This is a genomic window from uncultured Bradyrhizobium sp. (genome assembly GCF_936928535.1).
GTDB lineage: Bacteria > Pseudomonadota > Alphaproteobacteria > Rhizobiales > Xanthobacteraceae > Bradyrhizobium.
On the sequence record NZ_CAKZHY010000171.1, the window covers coordinates 54119 to 75582 of the forward strand.

A 21464-nucleotide genomic window follows, 5' to 3' on the forward strand; every position below is an offset into this window, starting at 1 on the left:
GTGGGCACGGCGCGCGAAGGGCGCGCCTTTGCCCACCCTACGAGACTGTTGTTGAAATCAGGTCGTGGCGGCTTCCGCCATAAACTTGCGCCAGCCGCCATAAGCGGTGATATCGCGCGCCTCGCCGAGCACTTCCGGCTCGACCAGAAATCCTTTCACGCTACGACCGTCCGCCAGCCGAATCGTGCCGATCGCCATCGGCGCCGGGATCGCGTTCACGAACTTGCCGAACGCGGACGGCGACAACGACCAGATCTCCAGTTCGATTGATGCGCCCTTGCCGGCTGCGACGCGCAACATTCCGGGCTTCGGCGGGGTAGTCGGAAGCGCGAAGAGCTTGTAGTCCGGCGTGGTCCTGGTCGCCTCGATCAGCTTCGCATTCAGCGCCTTCAATTCCCCGTTCAGCGCCATGCCGGAGAGATGTGCGCCGACCACGGCAATCGGAATCTCATCGCCGCTGTTTGCGGGCAGAGGCGCGAGCGGTGCCTGCGCCACGCCCTTGGCGCCAACGGTCAACCCGGTATCCGCATGGAAGGCGCGGCCGATGCTCGCGAGCATCCCATCGCGCCCCGCTGGCGCCAGCAGCGTGATGCCGAACGGAATGCCGTCCGCGCGCATCGATGCCGGCACAGCGAGGCCGCAGAGATCGAGCAGGTTGACGAAATTGGTATAGGTGCCGAGCCGGCTGTTGAGCTCGATCGGATTGGCCAGCACCTGCGCGGTCGTATAGGCCGTCGGCGCCGTCGGCAGCACCAGGGCATCGATGTTTGCAAAGGTCCGCTCGGCGATCTTGCGCAAGCCTTGGAGGCGGTAGAGTGCGGAGAATGTTTCGGCCGCCGTCAGCCGTGCACCGGCCGCGGTGATCTCGCGCGTCACCGGATGAATCGAGTCCGGCGCGGACGCCAGTAGATTCTTGATCACGAGATAGCGTTCGGCGACCCAGGGCCCCTCATAAAGCAGCCGTGCCGTCTCGTAGAATGGTTCGAGATCGAACTCGATCAGCGTTGCCCCAAGTGCGGTCCAGCGTTTCAGCGCATCGGCGTAAGCGGCTTCCGATTTCTTGTCGCCAAAGAAGATCAGCTGTCCGTTGCGGGGGACGCCGAGGCGGAGCTTCGTCGGGAAAGGGGAGATCGGCTCGAGCGGCCGGTCGCGCGAGAACGGATCAGCCTGGTCGGGGCCGGCCATCACCGAGAGCGCGAGCGCGGCATCGTCGACCGTCAACGCAAACACCGAGATGCAGTCGAGCGTGCGGCAGGCCGGCACCAGGCCCGCGGTCGAGATCATGCCGAGGCTCGGCTTCAGACCGACGATGTTGTTGAGCATCGCCGGCACGCGGCCGCTGCCGGCCGTGTCGGTGCCGAGCGACAGCGGAACGAGACCGGCGCCGATGGCCGTTGCCGAGCCCGAGCTCGAGCCGCCGGGGATCAGATCCTCACGGATCGTGTTCCTCGGGATGCCATAGGGCGAGCGCACGCCGACGAGGCCGGTTGCAAACTGGTCGAGATTGGTCTTGCCGATGATGATCGCGCCGGCGGCGCGCAGCCGCTCCACCGCGGTGGAGTCGTGCGTCGGCGTGTAGGAGAAAGCGGGACAGGCCGCCGTGGTCGGAAAACCCAGCGCGTCGATATTGTCCTTCACCGCAACCGGCACGCCGTAGAGCGGGAGACTGGCGGGGTCCTTCGCGGCGAGCTTCTCGGCCTCGGCGACCGCGTCCTTCTCGTCGCGCAGGCTGATGAAGACGGCGGGATCGTTGTGCTCGCGGATGCGCCGATAGGTCCGGGCCACCGTCTGCGCCGGCTTGAGCGTGCCCGCGCGATGTGCGGCCACGATCGCGGCGATTGTTTCAGGCTGCTCAGCCCCCATGGCGTCAAAACTCCGGCAACATGTCTTCACCCGGAATGAAGCAAGCGATGTGCCATTGTGTACAGAAACCGGGCAAGCCCGACGTTTCGGATATTATCGCGAGATCAGTGGGTTGTGGGATATTTTGCGGATCGATGGGGGCGCTGCCCCCGCGCCCATTAACGGGCATCTGCTCAATTCGTAAGCAGTCGTGTCAGGTAAAGCCAGCGAGAATCTGAAGCAGCCGCTCCCGGTTCGCCTTGCCGATCTTCTCCTCGACATGCCGCTCATGCTCCGCGGCAAGGCGCTTGAATTTTGCCAGCGCCGTCTCGCCCTGGGCGGTGAGGTGCAGCGCGTGCGAACGCCGGTCCGATTTCGATTTGATCCGCTTGACCAGCTTCCGCCCTTCAAGGCTATCGAGCAGATGCACCAGCCGGGCGCGCTCGATGCCGAGGCGTTTTGCCACCGCCATCTGCGAGAGCCCCGGATTGGCGCCGATCACGGTCAGCACCGAATATTGCGTCGGCCGGATATCGACCTCGCCGAGCGTCTTGATGAAGTCCTGAAAGATCCAGATCTGGAAGCGTCGCACCGCGTAGCCAGCGTGGCCGACCAGCGCATCAAGGCCGATCTCATCCGCCTCGTTTCGTCGCGTCGTGCCGTTGCCGGCGCGTCTGCGGAGGGAAGTCGGGGCTGCGGTGGTGGTCAATTGGCATCTCCTGCTGTGCGACCATAGCGCCCGAAGGCTTCGGGAGGAAGATTGTTGTTGACGACAACAATTGGCTTGCCCAACATTATGATGCACGCGGCCTCGAAACGAGGCCGATCCCTGACACGGGGGAGGAGGAGACCATGACGTCAGCCATTCGCGGCGACGCTTCGAGCCTGTTCGCCACCCCCAGGACCGTCGCTGAACATCGCGCCGACGGCAGCGTCGTGCTGCGCTCGCTTGAGCCTTTGCGCGACAGCGCCCGCTGCACCGGCGACTGGCTGGAGCAATGGGCACTGCAGGCGCCAGACAGGATATTCCTCGCCGAGCGCGACAGCGCCGATACGCCGTGGGCCACCATGACTTATGCGGCGGCTCTGCGGCGCGTACGCGCGGCCGCGTCCTGGATCCTGGCGCAAGGGCTCAGCGCCGAGCGCCCCGTCATCATCCTCTCCGACAACGGCATCGATCACGCGCTGCTCGCGCTCGCCGCCCAGCATGTCGGCGTGCCCTCAGCCGCGATCTCGCCGGCCTATTCGCTGATGTCCAGGGATTTCGACAAGCTGAAAAGCATGATCGCGCTGCTTCAGCCCGGTGCGATCTATGTGTCCAACACCAAGCCGTTTGCCGCGGCGCTCGCAGCGATCAAGCTTCTGCACAATGCGCAGATCATCAGTGGCGTCAATGGCGACGCCGATGCGCTTGCCTTCCGCGCCATCGCTGCAACGCCCGAGACGCCCGACGTTGCAAAGGCCTTTGCCGCGGTGACGCCCGATACAATCGCGAAATTCCTGTTCACCTCGGGATCGACAGGGACGCCGAAGGCCGTCATCAACACGCAGCGGATGCTGACCTCGAGCCAGCAGGCCAAAGCGCAGACCTGGACCTTTCTCGATCAGGGCGCCGATCTCGTCATCCTCGACTGGCTGCCCTGGAGCCATACGTTCGGCGCCAACCACAATTTCAATCTCGTGCTGCGCAATGGCGGCTCACTCTATATCGACGGTGGCAAGCCCGCGCCCGGCCTCTTTTCAATGTCGCTTGCCAATCTGAAAAGCGTGGTGCCGACCGTCTACTTCAACGTGCCGCGCGGCTTCGACATGCTCATCGCAGCGCTGCGCGGCGACGAAGAGCTGCGTCGGCGTTTCTTCGGCGAGGTGAAGTTTGCCTTCTATGCCGGTGCCGCGTTGCCGCAGAATCTCTGGGATGCGCTCGAACAGCTCTCCGTCGAGACGGTTGGTCGTGCGCTACCGATGGTCTCGGCCTGGGGCTCGACGGAAACCTCGCCGCTGGCGACCGATTGTCATTTCCTCGCGGAGCGTTCCGGCAATATCGGTGTTCCGATTCCCGGCACCGAGTTGAAGCTCGTGACCTCCGGCGACAAGCTGGAGGTGCGGGTGCGTGGTCCTAACGTCACGCCTGGCTACTGGAAGGCGCCTGAACTGACGAAGCAGGCGTTTGACGAAGAGGGCTTCTATCTCATCGGCGACGCCGTGAAGCTCGCCGACGCCGGACGGCCCGAACGCGGCTTGTTCTTTGACGGCCGTGTTGCCGAGGATTTCAAGCTCAACTCGGGCACCTGGGTCAGCGTTGGTACGTTGCGTGTCGCCGGCATCGCGGCCTTGGCGCCGCTGGCGCAGGACATTGTCGTCACCGGCCATGGCGGCGACGAGGTGCGATTCCTGGTGTTCCCGAACATCATTGCCTGTCGCGCTCAAGCCGGTTTGCCAGAGGCGGCTGATGTGGCCGATGTGCTGGCGCACGAGAAGGTCAGGACTGCCATTGCGCAGGGCTTGGCAAGGCTGAAGCGACAGGGCGCGAATTCCTCCGGCCATGCCACACGCGCGCTGCTGCTCGCCGAACCGCCGTCGGTCGATGGCGGCGAAATCACCGACAAGGGCTACATCAATCAGCGCGCGGTGTTGGCGCGGCGCGCGGACGCGGTCGCGAAGCTGAACGTCGACCTGTCGGCAGAGTGGATCGCCTGCGCCGGGTGAGCCGAAAGTCGGCGTGGTCGCGCGCTCCGGCTTAGCGTGGAGCCCAGCGGACGATGCCTCACGTTGCTCGACATGCCACGGCGCGTCCGGGACACGCGCCCCGGCACTTGCCAAAATAAGAAATGGAGGTAATGATTATAGCATATAACTAAATAGGGAGGTCCGCCATGAGGACTGGCTTGATGTCGACGGCTGCGCTGGCCGCGTTTCTGGGATCGACCGCATTGGTTCGCGCCGACGGCGAAGCCTGCTCCCCGGTCACTACCGCTTCGCTCGCCATCTCCAACGTCGAGATAACCGGGTCCAAAACGCAGGACGCGGCTAACGGTCTCCCTAAGCATTGTATTTTGACGGGGCTTGCCGACCGGCGCACCGGAGTCGACGGTAAGCCCTATGCCATCGGGTTCGAACTGCGATTGCCGGCGGAGTGGAACGGCCGTTTCCTGCATCAGGTCAATGGTGGCAATGACGGTGTGGTCGTACCCGCCCTTGGCAGCCTGCCCGACGGCTTGGCTTCCGGTGGCACTGTGCCGCTGGCGCGCGGCTTTGCCGTGCTATCGTCGGACAGCGGCCACTCCGGCTCGGACCCCGCCAACAAGTCGCTGGGCCTGACTGCGGGCGCGGCGTTCGGCCTCGATCCCCGGGCGCGGCGCGACTATGGCTATGCCGCCGACATGACGCTGTCGCCGGTCGCAAAGCAAATCATTGCTCTTCATTATGGACGCAAGCCGGACCGCTCCTATATGGCGGGCTGCTCGAACGGCGGGCGTCACGCCATGGTCGCGGCGTCGCGCATGCCGGAAAATTACGACGGCTTCCTCGTCGGCAATCCTGGCTTCGACCTCCCGCGCGCTGCGATCCAGCACGCCTGGGACGTACAGGCCTTCCTGAAAGTTGATTCCGATCTGCGCAAGTCCATCACCAAGGAGGACGCTCAACTCGTTTCCTCGCGCATTACAGCGGCCTGCGATGCGCTTGATGGAGCCAAGGATGGGCTGACGGCCAATCTCGCCGCCTGTCAGAAGGCGTTCGATCTCAAGAGCCTGGTCTGCACGCCGGGGCAGAACAGCGCTTGTTTGTCCGAAGCCAAGGTCGATGCCCTGAAGATGAGCCTCGCCGGACCGAAGAATTCGAAAGGCGAAGTGCTCTATTCCGACTGGCCCCTCGATGGTGGCATCGGCACGGGCAATTGGCGCACTTGGAAGGTTGAGAGCCCCGTCGCACCCTGGAACAACTATCCGATCATCGCCACCATGGGCGCAGCCTCGCTGAATTACATCTTCTCGACACCGCCAGTCGTGGTCGAAGGTAGCAACGAGAAGCTGGTTGAGGCCCTGAAGACCTTTGACTTCGACAAGGACGCGCCGAAGATTTTCGCCAAGGACGCGACCTTCACGGAGTCGGCCATGGACTTCATGACGCCGCCCGACATCGATGATCCACAGCTCGCATCGCTCCGGAAGTCGGGCGGCAAGATGCTGATCTATCACGGCCAGGCCGATCCGGTGTTCTCAGTGAACGATACCGTCCGCTGGTACGACCGGCTGAACAAGAACCTGCAGGGGCACGCCGACACCGTCACGCGCCTGTTCACGATTCCCGGCGAAACACATTGTGGTGGCGGCGTTACCCTCGACAAGTTCGATGCACTGACCGCGCTGATCGACTGGGTGGAGAAAGGCAAGGCGCCCGAGCACATCATTGCGTCCGCAAATCCTGCCAACAAGGAAGTCCCCGCGTCCTGGAGTCCAGGACGCACACGGCCGCTGTGCCCGTATCCGAGCTACGCCGCGTATTCCGGGCAGGGCGACAGCGAGGATGCCGCGAATTTCGTCTGCAAGATGCCGTAGTTCGTCGCGTCGGCAACCTCGTGCCCCGGCCGTAGCGTCGCTGTGCTCGCAATGAGAGGATAGCCGCGCCCAAATACGCCAACCCTTCTGCCACAATATCCCCCGCGATTATTTTGTTGCCTAAGCAACTAATTTGCGACTACGTTCCGTAGCAGGATGACGGTGGGGAATTGCCGCGTCTGATCGGAGGGAGCCGATGCTCGGCAGGGAGGATGCCGCGGGCGAACGCCGGCGCATATCTGATACCGGATTTCGTCCGGTGCCAGTGCCGTCAGGCCTCGGTGCCGCTGGTCACAGCGCCGAGATTTTCGTGCAGCCGGCGGAGCAGATCGATCAGCACCTCGCGCTCGTCCCTGCTCAGGCAGGACAGCAGCCGCCGCTCGCGTTCGAAGGCGGCGACGATGACCTTGTCATGGGTAGCGCGGCCCTTCGCTGTCAGCGAGATCGAATGGGTTCGGCCGTCATTGGGGTCGGTGCGGATCAGGACATGCCCGCGTTTCTCGAGGCCGGCGAGCGTCCGGCTCACTGGTCCCTTGTCGAAGCCGATGACGTGGCAGATGCGCGAGGCGGGAATGCCGGGCTCGATCGCCAGCAGCGACATGATCCGCCATTCCGTGACGTTGATGCCGAATTTGCGCTGGTAGAGCGTCGTCGCGCTGTTGGAGAGCTTGTTGGCGATGAAGGTGATGAAGGCCGGGACGTAACGATCGAGATCGAGCGTCGGCCCGGCCTCTGCGGCTGCAGGCTTTTGGCGGGATTTGGTCGAAGGCGGCATGGTGGGCATCTGTCTCGCGGCGTGCTCAATGAGCTAAGGGCAAGCGCCACCCTTTCACAAGATCAAAATGAGGGAGGACTCGCATGAGCACAGCAGGCTCTGCCACATCAGGCGTCCCGCATCTCGACGTCGATCCCTTCGATATGAACTTCTTCGCTGACCCCTATCCGACGCATGAGCTGCTGCGCGAGACGGGTCCGGTCGTCTATCTCGACAAGTGGAAGCTCTACGGCGTGGCGCGCTATGCCGAGGTCCATGCCGTGCTGAACGATCCCGCCACCTTCTGCTCCAGTCGCGGCGTCGGCCTGTCCGACTTCAAGAAGGAGGCGCCATGGCGGCCGCCGAGCCTGATCCTCGAGGCCGATCCGCCCGAGCACACCCGCACCCGCGCCGTACTGTCAAAGGTCCTGTCGCCAACTGTGATGAAGGGGCTGCGCGACCGCTTCGCGGCTGCAGCCGAGCAACGCGTAAATACGCTGCTAGAGATGCGCAGTTTTGACGCGATTGCCGACCTCGCCGAAGCCTATCCGCTCTCGATCTTTCCGGATGCACTGGGTCTCAAGCCCGAGGGACGCGAGCATCTCATCCCCTATGCGAGCCTGGTGTTCAACGCCTTCGGTCCGCCGAACCAGCTCCGCCAGAATGCGATCGCCCGCTCGGCGCCGCATCAGGCCTATGTCACCGAGCAATGCCAGCGCGACAATCTGGTGCCCGGCGGCATCGGCGCCTGCATTCACGCCCATGTCGACGAGGGTGCGATCACGGCGACGGAAGCGCCGCTGCTGGTGCGCTCGCTGCTGTCAGCCGGTCTCGACACCACGGTCAACGGCATCGGCGCTGCTGTCTATTGCCTCGCGCGCTTCCCGGATCAATGGCAGCGCCTGCGCGGCGACCTCACGCTCGCGCGCAACGCGTTCGAGGAGGCCGTGCGGTTCGAAAGCCCGGTGCAGACCTTCTTCCGTACCACGACGCGCGAGGTGGAGCTGTCAGGCGCGACCATCGGTGAAGGGGAGAAAGTGCTGATGTTCCTGGCCGCGGCCAATCGCGATCCCAGGCGCTGGGACAAGCCTGACAGCTACGACGTCACCCGCCGGACCTCCGGTCATGTGGGCTACGGCTCAGGCATCCACATGTGCGTCGGGCAGCTCGTGGCGCGCCTCGAAGGCGAGACGATGCTGACGGCGCTGGCCCGCCGTGTCGCCAGCATCGACATCACCGGCGAGCCGAAGCGCCGCTTCAACAACACGCTGCGTGGGCTCGACAGCCTGCCGGTGACGATCACGCCGGCCTGACGCTATCGGCGAGGAGGACAACGGAGGGAGGGCCAAAGAACCTGAAGTGGACGCGCCCGCGCTTGCCGCGAGCGTTGCTCCAATCACGCCTTCGCAGCCATCACTTTGGCTGCATCGGAAATCCCTCGTGCCATCGAGACGAACTCGCTCGGCATCATCACCAGCGTCATGGTGTTCTGCTCGGCGCCGACTTCGGTGATCATCTGCATGCGGCGAAGCTCGAGGCCGGCAGGATTCTGCATGATCACTTCGGCGGCCTGGCGCAGCTGCTCGGCGGCATCGAGCTCGGCCTCCGCCTTGATCAGGCGGGCGCGCTTCTCGCGCAAGGCTTCGGCCTCCTGCGCCAATGCGCGCTGCATGCTCGGCGGAATCTCCACGCTCTTCATCTGCACCAGCTCGACCTTCACTCCCCAAGGCTCGGTGGTGGCGTCGATGGCTTTTTGCATGACATTGGCGATGGTGTCCTGTGCCTTGAGGATCTCATCCAGCGTGTGCTGCCCGAGCACGGTGCGCAGTGTCGTGAGGGAGACCTGTACGACGGCGTTGGAAACGGCCTTCACTTCGATCACGGCGCGTTCAGGATCGACGATGCGATACCAGACCACGGCGTCGACCTTGATCGGCACGTTGTCGCGCGTGATGCCTTCCTGCTGTTCGACATTGGCGGTGATGGTGCGGAGGTCGAGCTTGTCCTGCCATTCGATCAGGGGCCAGAGCAGATAGAGGCCGGGGCCGGCGGTGCGGTTGAACCTGCCCAATCGAAACACGACGCTGCGTTCGTACTGATTGGCGACGCGGAGGCTCATCAGAAGAAGGATGAGCGCCACGAAGCCGGCGATCAGCAGAAACGAAATAGACGCAAGAAAATCGATGACGGACATGGCCGCCTCCAGCATGGATTCAATAAGCCGCGGATTAAATAGCGGTCATCATCAGGTTCAAGCTGGGCAGTCGATGATCTCAGGCAATATATTTTTGGTCGGAGGCCTTGACGTTTAGCCGACCACCTTGCTGCTGCCCTGCGTGATCAGCCGCGCCGCCCGTTGGTCTCGGGCATAAATCCACAGCCAGCTCAGCGCGACGCTGAGGCGATGGCGGAGGCCGATCAGGAAATAGATGTGGGCGATGCCCCAGATCCACCATGCGATGGTGCCGCGCAGCTTGACCTTGCCGAAATCGATCACCGCGAGCCGCTTGCCGATCTGTGCGAGGCTGCCGGCGTGCTTGTAGCGGAACGGGCCGGTCGGCGCGCCTTGCAGCCGTGCCTTGATCGTCGCTGCGACATGCTTGCCCTGCTGCTTCGCCGCCGGTGCGATGCCTGGCACGGGCTTGCCGTGCCAGGCGTTGATGTTGACGGTGTCGCCGATCGCGAAGATTTCGGGATGGCCCGGAATGGTGAGATCGTCCGCGACTTGCACGCGCCCGGCGCGATCGCTTGGTGCGCCCAGCCATTCGGCGGCGGGGGAGGCGCGCACGCCGGCGGCCCAGATTCGTGTCCTGGCCTCGAGCAGCTTGCCGCCGAACACCACACCCTCGCGGTTGATCTCGGTCACGGCCTGCCCGAGCACGACCTCGACGCCGATCTTTTCCAGCGAGGCCTGCGCATAAGCCGAGAGCTCGTCGGGAAAGCCCGCGAGCACGCGCGGGCCGGCCTCGATCAGCACGACGCGCGCCTTGTGGGTGTCGATGTTGCGGAAATCTGCCGGCAGCGTGTGATGCGCCATCTCGGCGATGGTGCCGGCGAGCTCGACGCCGGTCGGGCCGGCGCCGACGATCACGAAGGTCAATCGCGCTGCGCGCTTTGCCGGATCCGTCTCCCGCTCGGCACGTTCGAACGCCACCAGGATGTGACGGCGCAAGGTGGTCGCATCCTCCAGCGTTTTCAGGCCGGGTGCCCATTGCTCCCATTCGTCATGGCCGAAATAAGCGTGACGCGCGCCGGTGGCGAGCACCAGCGTGTCGTAAGGCACCTCACTGCCGTCGTCGATCAGCACACATCGCCTGTCGGCATCGACGCCGCTCACCGTCGCGAACAGTGTCGTCACCTCGCGCCGGTCGCGCATCAGATGACGGATCGGCCAGGCGATCTCGCTGGTCGCGAGCGATGCGGTCGCGACCTGGTAAAGCAGCGGTTGAAACAGATGATGGTTGCGCCGATCGATCAGCGTGATCTTCACCGGCGCCCCGGCAAGCCGGTAGGTCGTCTCCAGCCCGCCGAAGCCGGCGCCCACGATGACGACGCGATGGGGATTTGCGGCCATGATGCACCCTCGAATCTCGCTGCTTCACGCCCCTATTTAAGTGCGGATTGGGCGCCGTGGTCCAATAGCCGTCATCAATGATGGAATAGGCGTGGCGTATCGATATTCCCCGCGAGAAAGCGCCGCGGGCCCCGGACCGGCCTTAGGCCGGCCTCGGACAAAGTAAGTAGAATTATAGTTCTTGCCTTCGCCATTTGAGGCGAAATATGGTGCAGGGCCGGCGCCGACCCATTGGCGGCGCGACAGTTTTTGCGTTCAATAGAAGCAGACCCGAAGGCGGCGATCACCCCGTGTCCGGGCCAATAATAGGGAGGGGAGTGGTTATGAGGACGGCATTCTGGCTGGCGGGCGCAGCGGCGCTGGTGCTGGCAAATCCGGCATTCGCCGGCGACACCATCAAGATCGGTTTCGTCTCGACCTTCAGCGGCCCGACTGCCGTGATCGGCAACGACATGCGCAACTCGTTCGAGCTTGCGCTGGACCATATGGGCCGCAAGATGGGCGGCAAGCCGGTCGAGGTGATCTACGAGGACGATGGCCAGAAGCCTGATGTCGGCAAGCAGAAGACCGAAAAACTGGTGCAGTCCGACAAGGTCGATTTCCTGGCCGGCTACATCTGGTCGAACGTGCTGCTCGCCTCGCTCAAGACCGCGGTGGACTCGCAGACCTTCCTGATCTCGGCCAATGCCGGTCCGTCGCAGCTCGCCGGCGAGCTGTGCAGCCCTTACGTGTTCTCGACCTCCTGGCAGAACGACCAGACGCCGGCCGCCATGGGCCTCTACATGAACGCGAACGGCGTCAAGAGCGTGTTCCTGATCGGCCCGAACTACGCTGCCGGCAAGGATATGCTCGCAGGCCTGAAGAGCACGTTCAAGGGCGAGGTCAAGGGCGAGGAATACACGGTGTGGCCGAGCCAGCTCGACTTCTCGGCCGAGCTGGCGAAGGCTCGCGCCTCCGGCGCCGAATCGATTTTCGTGTTCTATCCCGGAGCGGCCGGCGCGCAGTTCCTCAATCAATATGTCCAGGCCGGCATGAAGACCACGATGCCGCTCTACACCGCTTTCACCGTCGACGAGACGACGTTGCCGTTGCAGAAGGAGAATGCGTTCGGGGTGCCCGGCGCGCAGGAGTGGGTGAACGATCTCCCGAATGAGCAGAACAAGAAGTTCGTGGCCGACTACCGCGCAAAATATCCGAACGCCCGGCCCAGCTATTACGGCGCGCAGGCCTATGATGCGGCGCAGCTGATCAACAGCGCGGTGGTCGCCGTCGGCGGCGACACGACCAAGAAGGACGCGATGAAGGCCGAGATGGAGAAGGCCAACTTCAAGTCACTGCGCGGCGCGTTCAAATACGGCAACAACCACATCCCGATCCAGAACTTCTATCTGCAGGACGTGGTGAAAGGCGCCGGCGGCGAGCTTTCGCTGAAGACCGTCGCCACCATTGTCACGGCTGATCAGGACCGCTTCCACGACAAGTGCCCGATGAAGTGAGGGCTTCTCCCTCTCCCCGCGCCTGTCCGGCCAAAGCTTTAGCGAAGGCAGATGCGGGGAGAGGGGCTCTCAGCTGTCTCCTCCGTCATTGCGAGCGCAGCGAAGCAATCCAGAACATCTCCGTGGAAAGACTCTGGATTGCTTCGCTGCGCTCGCAACGACGGTTAGGCTAGAGCCCTACGCCCTCGGCACGCTCGCGGGCCGCACCTCTCGGGCCTGCGCGGCGAGCCTGATGCCGGCATTGGCGGCGCCAAATCCCTGATAGCTGCGCCGCTCGACGATCTCGAAGAAGAAGCGCTCATCAAAGATGTGGGTATAGACCTGGAAGAATTCGCCATCGCCCTCGCGGTCGTAGAGGATGTGGTTAGCGCGGAGTTTTGCCATGACATCGGGCGCAAGGTCGTATTTGGCTTCGATGTCGTCGTAGTAATTGTCGGGGATATCGAGGAAGCCGGCGCCGCGGGCGCGCATCGCGGCGACGGTGGCAAAGATGTCCTCGCAGGCGAAGGCGACGTGCTGCACGCCTGAGCCAAAAAATTCCGAGATGAAGCGGGCGGGCAACGTGCGGTTGGCGGAGGAGCCGTTGACGACGAAGCGCAGGCTCTGGTCGCCATTGATCAGGGCCTGGCTCTGCACGAGGCCGCGGGGGTCGGCGATCTCCATCTGCGGCAGCCGCTTGAGGTCGAGGATGCCGGTGTAGAACAGCAGCCAGGACAGCATCTCGTCATAGGGCATCGACTGCGCGATGTGGTCGACCGCGCGCAGCGCATCCGCGCTCGCATCGCTCGTAACAGGCTCGAAATCCGTGTCCCAGTTCTTGCCGGCCTGGTCGAGGAAATAAAGCAGGCTGCCGCCGACGCCGTGGATCGCGGGAATCTCCAACTCGCCCGGTCCGACCGGCTGGTAGAAGGTGCGCGCCTTCAGAGTCTCGGCCCGCTGCATGGCAAGGCCGGCATTGTCGACGTCGAGCGCGATGGCGCAGACGCCGGGACCGTGTGTGACGTAGTGCGAATGCGCAAAGCCGTCGGTCTCGGAGTTGATCACGAGCTCGACCTCGCCTTGCGACCAGCGTTCCACCGCCTTGCTGCGATGCTTACCGGTCTTGCGGAAGCCGAGCTGTGAAAACAGATGCGCGAGCTCGCCGGCCTTGGTCTCGTTGACGGCGAATTCGATGAAGCCCGTGCCGCTGCTCCTAGGCTTTGGCGCCAGGGGCTCGCCGACCAGCTTCGGCCAGTCCGGAGCGAGTTGATCCTGCAACAGGATCAGTGAGCGCAGCCCGTCGACCGCGGTCTGCGCCGCCGAGCCGGCGCGGAACTGGTCGTTGAAAATCTCCAGCGACCATGGCCCGGAGTAACCGGTCGCTGCGATCGCCTGCATGAATTCGCCGACCGGCAGATCGCCCTGGCCGGGGAAGGAGCGGAAGTGCCGGCTCCACGACAGGATGTCGAGCTCGAGCTTTGGCGCGTCGGCGAGCTGCACCAGGAAGATCTTGTCGCCGGGGATCGAGGCCATGGCGCGAACAGGAAAGCCCGGCGCCAGCGCGTGAAAGCTGTCGAGAATCACACCGATCGCTTGATGATTGGCACGCCGCACGATCTCCCAGGCGTCGCGATAGTCGTTGACGTGCCGTCCCCAGGCCAGCGCCTCATAGCCGACGCGCAGGCCTCGCTTGGCAGCGCGGTCGCCGAGCTCGCGAAAATCGTCGGCGGCGCGGTCGATGCCGCCGAGTGAGGCGGGCGAAACATTGGAGCAGATCAGCAGCAGATCGGTGCCGAGCTCCTGCATCAGGTCGAACTTGCGCTCGGCGCGGGCAAAATTGCGCGCGCGCTGCGGCTCCGGCATGCCCTCGAAATCGCGGAACGGCTGGAACGCGCAAATCTCGAGATTGAGGTCCTTGCAGAGTTTTGCGATGTCGCGCGGGCCTGAGCCGAACGACAGCAGGTCGTTCTCGAAGATCTCTACCGCCTCGAAGCCGGCCGATGCGATGGCGCGCAGCTTTTCGTCCAGCGCGCCTGAGAGGGAAACGGTTGCGATCGAGCGCTTGTTCATGCTGCGTTATTCTCCATCACGCCCCCAAGGAACAATTGTCCGATGCGCGGATCGTTCAGGATGCGCTCCGCCTTGTCGACCATGCGGGTCTGGCCGAGCTCGAGCACGATGCCGATGTCGGAAATCTCCAGCGCCGAGCGCGCGTTCTGCTCGATCATCAGGATGGTGACGCCGCGGTCGCGCAAGCTCTTCAGGATGTCGAAGGTCTGCTGCACCATCAGCGGCGACAGTCCGATCGAGGGCTCGTCGATCAGCACGAGCTTGGGTTCGAGCAGCAGCGAGCGGGCGATCTCGAGCTGCTTCTGCTCGCCGCCTGATAAGGTCGAGGCCTGCTGGGTTGATTTACGCCGCAGCGCCGGAAACAGGTCGAGCGCAGCCTCGATCCGTGTCGGCAGGTCGATGCCCTTTCCGGCGGCGACGCCGCCGAGCTCGATATTGTGGCGCACCGACAGCTCGGGAAAGATGTTGCGGCCCTGCGGCACGTAGCAAATGCCGGCATTGAGCAGCGCGCGCTGGCTCAGATTGGTGACGTCGCGACCGGCAAAATTGATCTTGCCCTCGCGCAGTTTGAGCAGGCCGAAGATCGCCTTGAACACGGTGGATTTGCCGGCGCCGTTGGGGCCGATGATCGTCGTGATGGTCGCCGGCGGAACGGAAAAATTGGTGCCGTTCAGGATCGTCATCTTGCCGTAGCCGCCGACGAGATTGTGAACCGAGAGGATCGGATCGCTCATGGTCTAATGTCCCAAATAGGCTTCGATCACGGCGGGGTTCTTTCGCACCTCGTCGGGCCGGCCCAATGCCAGCACCTTGCCTTCCGCCATCACCACCACGCGCGAGCACAGCGACATCACGAATTCCATGTTGTGCTCGATCACGACGAAAGTGGCATTCTTCTCGCGGTTGATCGCGACCAGCCGTTCCTTCAGATCCGCCAGCATCGACGGGTTGACGCCGCCGGCAGGCTCGTCGAGCAACACCAGACGCGGGCCGCCCATGAAGGCCATGGCGGCATCGAGCAGCTTTTGCTGGCCGTAGGAGAGGCCGCCGGCAGGTTCAGCCGCGAGATGATCGAGCTTGAAGAAGCCGATCATCTGGTTGGCGGCGTCGGTCAGGCCGGCATCGGAACGGCCGACCAGGCGCGAGGCCATGTTGCCCTGATGTTCCTGCCCTGCGAGAATCAGGTTCTCGCGCACCGAAAGCTTTGGAAAGACCTGCAAGAGCTGGAAGGTGCGGCTGACGCCGAGCTTGTTGAGCTCGGAGGGGCGCAGGCCCGTGACGACCCTGCCGTCGAGCTTGACCTCGCCGCCTGACGGCGTGAGCTGGCCGAGGATGCAGTTGAACAGGGTCGACTTGCCGCAGCCATTGGGGCCGATCAGGCCGAGGATCTCGCCCTCGCGGACGTCGAAGGTGACGCCGTCGACCGCGGTGATGCCGCCAAAGCTCTTCTTGATATTGGTGACCTCGAGCACCGCACTCATTGCGCCGTCTCCAGGCGAGATTTGGCGACGGCGCGCAGCGCGGAGGCCGCCTTGGTGCGCCGTGCGGCCATGTAGCGGTCGAGGATTCCCAGGATGCCTGTCGGCGACCAGATCAGGAGCCCCATCACCGCGATCGCGTAGAGCATCAGATAATAGCCTTCGGTGAAGCGCAGCCATTCCGGCAGTAGCACCGCGATCATCGCCCCAAGGAACGGGCCGAAATAGAAGCCGGCACCGCCGACGATCACCATCATCAGGAGATCGAGCGAGAGCGACAGGTTGAAGGGAACGGGATCGATATATTGGGTCAGGGGCGCATAGAGCGCGCCGGCGACGCCGCCGAGCGCCGAGCCGATCGCAAAGGCCATCAACGTGTAGCGGCGGGTGTCGATGCCGAGCGATTGCGCGCGCAAAGGGTTCTCGCGCAGTGCCATGAAGGCGCGGCCCCAGGGCGAGCGGATCAGCCACCAGACTGCGAGCGAGACGATCGCGAGCGAGGCGAGGCAGACATAGTAGAACGGCAGCGGCTTGTTGGTGGCGATACCGAAGATGTGCGGCCGCGGAATGTTGGAGATGCCGTAGATACCACCGGTGAGCCAGCTCTCGTTGCGAAACACCAGGAAGGCGAGCGTCGAGAAGGCGAGGGTGACGAAGGCGAGGTAATGATGCTGCACGCGCAACGCGGGATAGCCGAGCACCCAGCCGACCGCGAACGCAAGCGCCATCGCCACCACGATCGCGGCCGCCAGCGGCCAGCCATGCGTCGTCATGATCGCGGCCGCATAGGCGCCGATGCCGACGAACGCGCCCTGCGCCAGCGACACCTGGCCGGCATAGCCGAGCGTGAGGTTGAGGCCCATCGCGGCGATGGTCATCACCGCCCACTGGCTCAGGATGAACAGGCCGTAGCGGTTGAAGTTCATGGGGATGACGATCAGCCCGGCAATGACGATGAGGCCGAGCGCGATCTTCAGGGGTTTGGCAAAACCACTCATACCGTGCGCTCCTCGGCGCGGCCCAGCAATCCTTGCGGCCGGAACAGGATGACGGCGATCAGGAAGATCATCGGCACGGCGGCGCGGTACTGCGTCGAGACGTAGGCGGCCGCGAGATTGTCGAGCACGCCGATCAACAGGCCGCCGGCGATCGCGCCGCGCACCTGGTTGAAGCCGCCGACAATCGCCGCGATGAAGGCGGCCTGGCCGAGCACTTCACCGGACGAGAATTTGGCGAGATAGATCGGCGTGATCAGCAGCGAGGCCAGCGCGACCAGGAAGGCGTTGATCAGGAAGGTCAGCAGGATCATGCGCTCGACCGGCACGCCGATGATGCGCGCGACGGTCGGGTTCTGTGCTGCGGCCTGCATCTGGTGGCCGAGCGAGGTGCGGTTGAGCAGTGTGGTCAGGCCGAAGACGGCAAGGATGGCGACGACGAGGACACCGATGCTTTGCAGCGAGACGGCGTGGCCGAGGACGGAGATGTCACCGGTCGGCACGATCGACGGAAACGGCGAGGCCTCGGCGCTGAAGAATTGCTTGACGGCTTCCTTGATGCCGATGGCGAGCGCCATGGTCGCGATCGCCAGTGGCAGCACGCCATGGCGCATCATCGGGTCGACCAGCAGCATCTTGAAGGCAAGGCCCAGCAGGATCATCGAGAGCAGGATGCCGAGGATGATCGCGAGCCAGAACGGCGCGCCGACATGCATAGCCGCCAGCATCAGGAACGCCGGCAGCATCACGAACTCGCCTTGCGCGAAATTGATGGTCTGCGAGGTCTGCCACAGCAGCGTGAAGCCAACCGCGACCAGCGCATAGATCGCGCCGGTGGCCAGTCCCGCGACCAGGAGATCGAATAGATTGGACATGGGTTCTCTTTGATCGTTAGAGCCCGAGTGAAGTCGACGCGAATTCAGGTCTATCACTCCCTCTCCCCGTCCTTACGGGGAGAGGGTGGGGTGAGGGGCTCTTTCCGCGAGCGCATCTCTCACCGTCTATGCAGAAGCACCCCTCACCCCGACCCTCTCCCCGCGAAGAGCGGGGCGAGGGAGAAGGGAGGAAGACACCTCACTTCAACTTCGGCAGCACCTGCTTCACCAACTGCTTGCCGTCGACCACCTCAACCAGGAAGCTCTGCCGATCGATGTCGCCGTTTTGGTCAAAGGTGACATCCATCAGGATGCCGGGCTCCTCGGAGGCTTTGATCGTCAGGCCGTGCAGCGTGTCGGCGAAGGCCTTGGGATCGACCTTGCCCATCTTTTCGGTGGTGGCCTTCACCATGTAGACGGCGAGGTAGCCCTTCAGGCCGTTATGATCGGGCACGTAGTTGTACTTCTTGTTGAAACGGTCACGGAAACCCTTGATCAGGTCGACCGGCGCATCCGTGGTGAGACCGACATGACCGCGCGCACCGTTGGCGGCATCGCCCGCGAGCTCGATCACCTTCTGGCCGATCAGCGTGGTCTCGCCCATCAGCGGCGCGGTGACGCCCTGGCGCTTGATCTCTTTCAGGATGCGCGCGCTCTCTTCCTCGTTGAGATAAATGAATACCGCGTCCGGATTAGCGGCCTTGATCTTGCCGACGTCGGCGGCGAAGTCGGCCTGGCCGGCTTCGGTCGACAGATCGGCGACGACCTTGGTGCCGCGCGCTTCGAGGTCCTTGATGATGACGTCGCGCCCGCCCTTGCCGAAGTCATTGTTGACCCAGACCACCGCGACTGTCTTCGCCTTCATGTCGTCGTGGATGTACTTTGCGACCTTCGGCATCGAGGATTGCTGGCCGAACGAGGTGCGGAACAGGAACTTGTTGCCCGCCTGCGTCAATTCGGCAGCTTCGCCGCCCATGATCTGGGCGATGCCGGCTTCGGCGGCGAGCGGGGCGGTGACCTTCACAGAGCCGGAATAGCCGGGGCCGAGCAGCACATAGGGCTCGGCGTCGAGCGCCTTCTGGACCTGCGCGCGCGCCACGCCCGGGTTCGATTGCGAGTCGGCGTGGGTGACCTCGAGCTTGCGGCCGAGCACGCCGCCCTTGGCGTTGATTTCCTCGATCGCAAGGTCGATGCCGTTCTTCCAGTTGGTGCCGACAGTCGCGCCGCCGCCCGAGAGTTCGGCAACGTCGGCGAGCTTGATCGTCTGCGCGAAGGCGCCCGTCGTCGTGATTGCGGTGAGCAGTGCGCCCACCAGTAGCGTTGACTTCATCGTCCTCTCCTCCCGTTTCATCTTTGCAAGCGGCCTTGTGTCCGGCCGCTTCGCCTCAAGCTGCCTGATAGGCGGCGCTGCGCGCCGCCATCACGGCGTCAAAAGCCTCTCCCATGACTTCTGTCGATGGGGCAAGGCCCGTGAACAATTCGAAGGCGTCGGCGGCCTGGTAGATCGCAAGCTCCCGCCCGGTCATGATCCGCGCGCCCTTCTCGCGCGCTGCGGCAAGCAGCGGCGTGATCAGCGGCGAATAGACGGCGTCGGCGACCCACAGGTTTTCGCGCAGCAGCGAGGCCGGGACCGGCGTGTCCCGGTTCGGCAGCATGCCGACCGGTGTGCCGTTGACGAGACCGGTTGCGCCATCAAGCGCGTCTTCGACGCTTCGGGCGACCCGTGCGCCACCGTGCTTGGCCAGCAGCGCGGCGAGCTTCTCGGCCCGCGCCGGCTCGCTGTCGAAGATGCGGAGGTCAGACACGTTCTGGCTCGCCAGCGCGAACGCGATCGCCTTGCCGACGCCGCCGGTGCCGATCACGGCCACCGCGTTTCCTGATGGCGCCAGCAGCGGCTTGACGGCGCGCGCAAAGCCCGTGGTGTCGGTGTTGTGGCCGATCAGCTTGTTATTCCTGACGACGACCGTGTTGACCGCCGCCATCGTGGCCGCCGTCGATGCCAGCTCGTCGAGCAGCGGAACCACGGCTTCCTTGTAGGGGAACGTGACGTTGACGCCGGCAAAGCCCAGCCGTCGCACGCCCTCCAGCATCATGCTCAGCGCGGTCGCATCGGCGCCGGCGACCTCGATGAGCTGGTAGTGGCCCCGCAGGCCCAGTGCCTCGGCGGCCCGCTCATGCATGGCGGGGGAGGCGGAATGAGCGATCGGCGCGCCGATCAGGCCGGTCAGAAGTTTTTTGGAGGCAGCAGGGCCGCGGCTAGACATGATTCTCTATCGTCTCTTGATGGTCCGTGGACGGTCCCTTAGGCGCGTTGATGTCAGGCCATTAGCGGGGAAATCCGCGCAATTCCAAGAGGGACGATAGTCGTTCCCCTGCCTAACACAATTACCCTTTTATCGGGCAAACCTAACATTATGTTATTTCTTCCGCACGCGCCCGGGCGGGGCTTTGCCGTTGCCGCGTGACGGCTCGACCGCGCGCATCTCGGCGCGCAGGGACTCGATGAAATATTCGACATGGAGCGACAGCGGCGCGCCGCGCTTCACCGCGATATAGGTGTCGAACCGCGTCGGCTCGGTGATCTTGATGAGCTCGATGCCGGGATAGCCGCCATGTGCCACCGTGAACTGGTCGATGATGGCGATGCCGAGTCCCGCCTTCACCAGCGCGCAGACCGTGGTGCCGAAGCGCGCGCGGATAGTGATGTTATAGTCGAGCCGATGGCGCGCGAAGATCTCGGCCATGATCCGTCCATAGGGATCGTTGGGATCGATGCCGATCAGTGGATAGCGGGTGATCTCGGCCGCCGAGACCTGCTTGCGGCCGGCGAGTTCGTGGCCGGGCGGCACGATGCAATAGAGCTCGCCCGAGGCGAGCGGCAGGAAGTCGAGCCCGGAATGCTCCAGCCGGTAGCTCATCGCCACGCACTCGCCGCGGCCGAGCAGCAGATAGTCGATGGCTTCTTCGATCTTGAGGATGTTGATGTCGATGCCGAGATCCGGATAGCGGCGGCGGACGCGCTCGATGGCGCGCGGCACCATCACCTGCGAGATGCTCGGCACCGAGCCGATCCGCAGTTCCGACAAGCCGCCGCGGCCGATCTTGGAGATGATCTCGGAGAGGTCGTCGACCTTCTTGTAGACGCCGTTGATCTGCTCGAAGATGTTCTCGGCTTCCGGGGTCGGGAAGTAGCGGCCGTTCTGGCGCTGGAAGAAGCGGATGCCGAGCGAACGCTCGGTGTATTTGACCAGCCGGCTGATCCCCGGCGCCGACACGTTCAACAGCTTGGCCGCGCCGCCAATGGTGCCCGTCACCATCACGGCACGGATCACTTCAACCTGGCGCAGCGTCATCATGATCATGGCATCCGAAAGACGATCGTGGCGGCGATCATCTCACGAGAGCGGTGATGTCAGCTAGCGGCAAGTGTCCGGCGTGTGGATGGAGGAGCGAAATCAGCGCGATCAGATCGAAGTGCTGCGTCGCGCGACGCGTTGAGCCCGCGTCGTTTGCTGCAACCGCGTTCTACTTCACCGTTCCGTCCGGCGACGGCGACACGCTGCCGGGGTGTTCCGTGCGTTCGCTTTGCAGCACGTCACGCGCGAACTCGATGATCTTCTGCTTGTTTGCCGTATCGCGCACGGCGAAAAACACGCGGTTCAATTCCAGGCCGAGCACGCTGTTGAGGGCGATGTTCTCGTCTTCCATCGTGGCTTTCCCGCTCTAGACGCCTCAGGTGTAACCAGAGGTCACCTCCTCCACAAGTAGATTAAATCTTCGGTGCCAACGCCACTCCGGGGAATTACGGGCGCGGGTGAATTGAGGCAGTCCCCCAAGACGTGTTA

18 protein-coding genes are annotated in these 21464 nt (G+C 63.9%); 4 read left to right on the forward strand and 14 right to left on the reverse strand.

Translation table 11 applies throughout. The features are described from left to right. Positions 1 to 57: 57 nt before the first annotated feature. Both atzF and Q0687_RS33925 read right to left on the reverse strand, forming a co-directional pair. A complete protein-coding gene (gene atzF, locus Q0687_RS33920) occupies positions 58 to 1863 on the reverse strand; it encodes an allophanate hydrolase (RefSeq protein WP_298886734.1) in 1806 nt (601 codons plus the stop codon). 193 nt (positions 1864 to 2056) lie between these two features. Beyond that, positions 2057 to 2551, reverse strand: coding sequence for a MarR family winged helix-turn-helix transcriptional regulator (locus Q0687_RS33925; protein WP_298886737.1), 495 nt, complete (start codon positions 2549 to 2551; stop codon positions 2057 to 2059). Between the two features lie 143 nt (positions 2552 to 2694). On the opposite strand from Q0687_RS33925, the gene Q0687_RS33930 reads away from it, so the two are divergent. Beyond that, entirely contained in the window at positions 2695 to 4548 is a 1854-nt protein-coding gene (locus tag Q0687_RS33930) for a feruloyl-CoA synthase (protein ID WP_298886740.1), read from the forward strand. 167 nt (positions 4549 to 4715) lie between these two features. Then, on the forward strand, positions 4716 to 6398 hold the full coding sequence (locus tag Q0687_RS33935) for a tannase/feruloyl esterase family alpha/beta hydrolase (RefSeq protein ID WP_298886743.1): 1683 nt from the start codon (positions 4716 to 4718) through the stop codon (positions 6396 to 6398). Between the two features lie 271 nt (positions 6399 to 6669). Here Q0687_RS33935 and Q0687_RS33940 read toward each other — a convergent pair whose 3' ends face one another. Next, the gene (locus tag Q0687_RS33940) at positions 6670 to 7173 is read right to left on the reverse strand and encodes a MarR family transcriptional regulator (protein WP_298886746.1); all 504 of its coding nucleotides are present in this window, start codon (positions 7171 to 7173) and stop codon (positions 6670 to 6672) included. Between the two features lie 83 nt (positions 7174 to 7256). On the opposite strand from Q0687_RS33940, the gene Q0687_RS33945 reads away from it, so the two are divergent. Continuing rightward, on the forward strand, positions 7257 to 8465 hold the full coding sequence (locus Q0687_RS33945; protein ID WP_298886749.1) for a cytochrome P450: 1209 nt from the start codon (positions 7257 to 7259) through the stop codon (positions 8463 to 8465). A gap of 83 nt (positions 8466 to 8548) precedes the next feature. Here the strand turns inward: Q0687_RS33945 and Q0687_RS33950 are convergent, their stop codons facing one another. Both Q0687_RS33950 and Q0687_RS33955 read right to left on the reverse strand, forming a co-directional pair. After that, on the reverse strand, positions 8549 to 9346 hold the full coding sequence (locus tag Q0687_RS33950) for a slipin family protein (protein ID WP_298886752.1): 798 nt from the start codon (positions 9344 to 9346) through the stop codon (positions 8549 to 8551). Between the two features lie 114 nt (positions 9347 to 9460). Further along, positions 9461 to 10726 (reverse strand): NAD(P)/FAD-dependent oxidoreductase, encoded by a 1266-nt coding sequence (locus tag Q0687_RS33955; RefSeq protein WP_298886756.1) that lies wholly within the window; start codon positions 10724 to 10726, stop codon positions 9461 to 9463. A 323-nt stretch (positions 10727 to 11049) separates the two neighbouring features. Between Q0687_RS33955 and Q0687_RS33960 the strand changes: the two genes are divergently transcribed. Continuing rightward, positions 11050 to 12222 carry an ABC transporter substrate-binding protein gene (locus Q0687_RS33960; protein WP_298886758.1) on the forward strand — a complete coding sequence of 391 codons (1173 nt, stop codon included), beginning with the start codon at positions 11050 to 11052 and terminating at the stop codon, positions 12220 to 12222. 177 nt (positions 12223 to 12399) lie between these two features. Here the strand turns inward: Q0687_RS33960 and Q0687_RS33965 are convergent, their stop codons facing one another. The 9 genes from Q0687_RS33965 to Q0687_RS34005 form a co-directional block, all read right to left on the reverse strand. After that, positions 12400 to 14271, reverse strand: coding sequence for a sugar phosphate isomerase/epimerase and 4-hydroxyphenylpyruvate domain-containing protein (locus tag Q0687_RS33965; RefSeq protein ID WP_298886761.1), 1872 nt, complete (start codon positions 14269 to 14271; stop codon positions 12400 to 12402). Continuing rightward, positions 14268 to 15005, reverse strand: coding sequence for an ABC transporter ATP-binding protein (locus Q0687_RS33970; protein WP_298886764.1), 738 nt, complete (start codon positions 15003 to 15005; stop codon positions 14268 to 14270). The genes Q0687_RS33965 and Q0687_RS33970 overlap by 4 nt, the downstream gene beginning before the upstream one ends. A gap of 3 nt (positions 15006 to 15008) precedes the next feature. Further along, positions 15009 to 15752, reverse strand: a complete 744-nt coding sequence (locus Q0687_RS33975; protein WP_298886766.1) for an ABC transporter ATP-binding protein — start codon at positions 15750 to 15752, stop codon at positions 15009 to 15011. Further along, on the reverse strand, positions 15749 to 16747 hold the full coding sequence (locus tag Q0687_RS33980) for a branched-chain amino acid ABC transporter permease (protein ID WP_298886769.1): 999 nt from the start codon (positions 16745 to 16747) through the stop codon (positions 15749 to 15751). The genes Q0687_RS33975 and Q0687_RS33980 overlap by 4 nt, the downstream gene beginning before the upstream one ends. After that, on the reverse strand, positions 16744 to 17619 hold the full coding sequence (locus Q0687_RS33985; protein ID WP_194464941.1) for a branched-chain amino acid ABC transporter permease: 876 nt from the start codon (positions 17617 to 17619) through the stop codon (positions 16744 to 16746). Before Q0687_RS33985 ends, Q0687_RS33980 begins: the two co-directional genes overlap by 4 nt. Positions 17620 to 17818: 199 nt before the next feature. Beyond that, positions 17819 to 18949, reverse strand: a complete 1131-nt coding sequence (locus Q0687_RS33990) for an ABC transporter substrate-binding protein (protein WP_298886783.1) — start codon at positions 18947 to 18949, stop codon at positions 17819 to 17821. A 55-nt stretch (positions 18950 to 19004) separates the two neighbouring features. Continuing rightward, positions 19005 to 19883: a shikimate dehydrogenase gene (locus Q0687_RS33995; protein WP_298886786.1), complete on the reverse strand. Its 879-nt coding sequence runs from the start codon at positions 19881 to 19883 to the stop codon at positions 19005 to 19007. 153 nt (positions 19884 to 20036) lie between these two features. Beyond that, positions 20037 to 20975, reverse strand: a complete 939-nt coding sequence (locus Q0687_RS34000) for a LysR family transcriptional regulator (RefSeq protein WP_298886789.1) — start codon at positions 20973 to 20975, stop codon at positions 20037 to 20039. A 169-nt stretch (positions 20976 to 21144) separates the two neighbouring features. Beyond that, positions 21145 to 21327, reverse strand: a complete 183-nt coding sequence (locus tag Q0687_RS34005; RefSeq protein ID WP_298886792.1) for a hypothetical protein — start codon at positions 21325 to 21327, stop codon at positions 21145 to 21147. Positions 21328 to 21464: the final 137 nt, after the last annotated feature.

Bases quoted from the DNA above. Each gene is read 5' to 3' on its own strand.
- Q0687_RS34000 (WP_298886789.1), bottom strand. From the start codon at position 20,975: ATGATGACGCTGCGCCAGGTTGAAGTGATCCGTGCCGTGATGGTGACG.
- atzF (WP_298886734.1), bottom strand. From the start codon at position 1,863: ATGGGGGCTGAGCAGCCTGAAACAATCGCCGCGATCGTGGCCGCACAT.
- Q0687_RS34005 (WP_298886792.1), bottom strand. From the start codon at position 21,327: ATGGAAGACGAGAACATCGCCCTCAACAGCGTGCTCGGCCTGGAATTG.
- Q0687_RS33980 (WP_298886769.1), bottom strand. From the start codon at position 16,747: ATGAGTGGTTTTGCCAAACCCCTGAAGATCGCGCTCGGCCTCATCGTC.
- Q0687_RS33965 (WP_298886761.1), bottom strand. From the start codon at position 14,271: ATGAACAAGCGCTCGATCGCAACCGTTTCCCTCTCAGGCGCGCTGGAC.
- Q0687_RS33995 (WP_298886786.1), bottom strand. From the start codon at position 19,883: ATGTCTAGCCGCGGCCCTGCTGCCTCCAAAAAACTTCTGACCGGCCTG.
- Q0687_RS33955 (WP_298886756.1), bottom strand. From the start codon at position 10,726: ATGGCCGCAAATCCCCATCGCGTCGTCATCGTGGGCGCCGGCTTCGGC.
- Q0687_RS33930 (WP_298886740.1), top strand. From the start codon at position 2,695: ATGACGTCAGCCATTCGCGGCGACGCTTCGAGCCTGTTCGCCACCCCC.
- Q0687_RS33950 (WP_298886752.1), bottom strand. From the start codon at position 9,346: ATGTCCGTCATCGATTTTCTTGCGTCTATTTCGTTTCTGCTGATCGCC.
- Q0687_RS33990 (WP_298886783.1), bottom strand. From the start codon at position 18,949: ATGAAGTCAACGCTACTGGTGGGCGCACTGCTCACCGCAATCACGACG.
- Q0687_RS33975 (WP_298886766.1), bottom strand. From the start codon at position 15,752: ATGAGTGCGGTGCTCGAGGTCACCAATATCAAGAAGAGCTTTGGCGGC.
- Q0687_RS33940 (WP_298886746.1), bottom strand. From the start codon at position 7,173: ATGCCGCCTTCGACCAAATCCCGCCAAAAGCCTGCAGCCGCAGAGGCC.
- Q0687_RS33935 (WP_298886743.1), top strand. From the start codon at position 4,716: ATGAGGACTGGCTTGATGTCGACGGCTGCGCTGGCCGCGTTTCTGGGA.
- Q0687_RS33985 (WP_194464941.1), bottom strand. From the start codon at position 17,619: ATGTCCAATCTATTCGATCTCCTGGTCGCGGGACTGGCCACCGGCGCG.
- Q0687_RS33960 (WP_298886758.1), top strand. From the start codon at position 11,050: ATGAGGACGGCATTCTGGCTGGCGGGCGCAGCGGCGCTGGTGCTGGCA.
- Q0687_RS33945 (WP_298886749.1), top strand. From the start codon at position 7,257: ATGAGCACAGCAGGCTCTGCCACATCAGGCGTCCCGCATCTCGACGTC.
- Q0687_RS33970 (WP_298886764.1), bottom strand. From the start codon at position 15,005: ATGAGCGATCCGATCCTCTCGGTTCACAATCTCGTCGGCGGCTACGGC.